Origin of the sequence: Parathalassolituus penaei (assembly GCF_026626885.1) — a bacterium.
Taxonomy (GTDB): Bacteria; Pseudomonadota; Gammaproteobacteria; order Pseudomonadales; family Oceanobacteraceae; genus Oceanobacter; species Oceanobacter penaei.
In genome coordinates, this window is record NZ_JAPNOA010000053.1 from 1 (window position 1) to 2,515 (window position 2,515).

At 51.2% G+C, this 2,515-nt stretch carries 2 protein-coding genes and 1 pseudogene; 2 read left to right on the forward strand and 1 reads right to left on the reverse strand.

The genetic code is table 11. From position 1 onward, the window contains the following. Positions 1-218 (forward strand): annotated as a pseudogene (locus OUO13_RS14355) (transposase); the annotation flags it as partial. 325 nt (positions 219-543) lie between these two features. Here OUO13_RS14355 and OUO13_RS14360 read toward each other — a convergent pair. After that, positions 544-1,341, reverse strand: coding sequence for a class II aldolase/adducin family protein (locus tag OUO13_RS14360; protein WP_283174594.1), 798 nt, complete (start codon positions 1,339-1,341; stop codon positions 544-546). A 101-nt stretch (positions 1,342-1,442) separates the two neighbouring features. Between OUO13_RS14360 and OUO13_RS14365 the strand changes: the two genes are divergently transcribed. Continuing rightward, complete coding sequence (locus OUO13_RS14365) at positions 1,443-2,336, forward strand: LysR family transcriptional regulator (protein WP_283174595.1); 894 nt, start codon at positions 1,443-1,445, stop codon at positions 2,334-2,336. The last annotated feature ends 179 nt before the right edge of the window (positions 2,337-2,515 follow it).

Genomic DNA, 2,515 nt, shown 5'->3' on the forward strand with positions numbered 1-2,515 from the left:
TTCGAAATAACAAACGCGGCGCGATTGATAACAAGCTCGCACCAATCCTGAGTCGCATTGGGCTGGACAGCCAGCAATGGCTGACCATGGCCCAACAGTTTGAAAACTGTTTCAGCACCTTTGTGGGCAATGAAACCCGTGTTCGACAAGCCTGCGAGCAACTGGGTTATAAACGCCCAACCGGAGTAGGCCAGGCAAAACGCCTATTGGTTGCCTAGGGACCCTCTGAATAACTCAGTGCCCGCTCTGGCTTATCGGGATGGTGATGAATCACGAAGCCGGTTTGATGGCATAGCGGGCTACATCAAAAACCGGCGACACAGAGTCATCACCATCCCGAAAGCCCCGAAGGGCGCGGGCTGCATCGCATTTGAGCGGTGTTGACGAACTAGAAAAGGACCCGGCCAGGTTGGTTCGTCATTTCGCTGCGTTCGTCGCCTTGCTCACATGCGCTGCAGCACTCGCGCAGAGCTGTGCAGAGTTATTCAGAGTGTCCCTTGGTTGTTTAATTACACCTCCTGAGTTTTCGGTTTTATAAACGAATTAAAATTTCCAGCTGTCGTCTATTTTGTCGATCAGCCTTAATAATGCGGGCCATTCCGGGTGACGCACCTTGGCGTTGGCCTGGGCATCGCCGCCTTCAAATTGATGGCGGGTTTTACGCATGATGTCTTCCGGTATGGGGTTTAATGTGCCTGCCGCCATGGCTTTCAGCTGAACGTCGGCATTTTGAATAAAGGCCAGGTGGCGAACAAACGCCCAGATACAATCTGGCCCTGCTGTAATCAGTCCGTGGTTTTTCAACAGCAGGGTATGATATTCCTCGCCCAGCGCTTCGATAATTCGAGGCCCTTCGGAGCCATCAAGCACAATACCTTCAAAGTCGTGGTACCCAACCCGTTCGAAGAACTGGCAGCCTTCCTGAGTCACCGGAACCACCGGGCTTTGTATGGAAGCCAGTGCCTGGCTGATGGGTTCATGAGTATGAAGCACAGCATGTAAATCGGGGCGGGTGCGGTGAATGGTTGAGTGAATGAGGAAACCGGCTTTGTTGATGGGCCAGTCTGTTTCACTCAGGGCATTTCCATCCAGGTCAATGCGAATCAGGTCGCTGGCACGAATCTCGTCGTAGCGCATTCCAAATGGATTGATCAAAAACTCGTCAGTACCCGGAATGCGGCGACTGATGTGGTTGTACACAATGGCTGTCCAGCCGTAGTAGTCCACCAGTCGGTAGGTGGCTGCCAATTCCAGTCGTACCATCCATTCTGCTTCTGACATACCGGCGGGCGTTGCTGGCACGTCCACATGGAAGCGCGCACTATCAAAGGACAAACTCACGATATTCTCTCCAAGATCATTTAACCCGGACAGAGACTATTATCTGCTCTATAATAGATCAAATAGATAGTATATAGGATTGGAATAAACAGGTTCTATTTATGCTTAACCTTGATCTCAACCTGATACGTACCTTTGTTGTGATGTACGAAACCAGAAGCACCACTCTGTGTGCCGAAAAGTTATGTGTTACCCAGCCATCGGTGAGCTACGCGCTGGGTAAACTGCGTGAAATTTTTAATGACCGCTTGTTTGTACGCGCCCGTGGTGGGATGGAACCCACAGAGTTAGCCCGGCAAATATTCGAAGATCTGAGCCACTCCATGGCCCAGATTGAATCCACGGTTGAAAATGCCCGGGGCTTTGTCGCCGCGAAGTCTCATCGACAGTTCACCATCGCCCTGACAGACCTTGGCGAGATTGTTCAGCTGCCTTTGATACTTGCCCGGCTACAGCAACAGGCACCCAATATCAGTCTCAAAGTGGTGAACGTTGAAATAGACCAGATCAAGGACTGGTTATACTCAAGCAAGGTTGATGCTGTTATCTGTACTGCACAAATCATCGATGCAAAAATCAAGAAGCGAGTCATCTTTCAGGATCATTACGTTTGCCTGGCGGCAGCCGGTCAGCAACCGATGACAATTGACCTTGACGGTTTTTGCAACGCACAACATGTGCAAATCAGCAGGGCAGTGGGCCATGGTATTGTTGAGGAGTCCTTGCATGAACTGGGTATAAAACGGAATATCGCGCTGTTCCTGCCTCATTTTTCGGCGCTGCCCTATGTATTGCCAAACACCTCGCTTCTGGCGGTTGTGCCGAAAAGCATCGCTCATTTATTTTGTCGTAACCACGATCTGGCATGGTGTGAAATGCCCGTCGAACTACCCCAGGCAGAAATATCCATATATTCATCCCAGCGGGTGGATGATTACCCGGCGCAACGCTGGTTTATCGATAACGTCGCAACCGCCCTGCAAGATGGCTGGTGAAGACCATCCGGGTGCCGCGCCCTCCCCGCTGTGTCAGCATAGTTGTCCGATAAATTTTTCACGTTAAAACGAACAGTGGGCGGCCAGGAACTGACCATGGCCCGTTATTCCATTGAACGTCGCGAAGCCGTTCTGAATAAGCTTTTGCCACCTCACAACCGGTCCGTACCCGAGGTGGC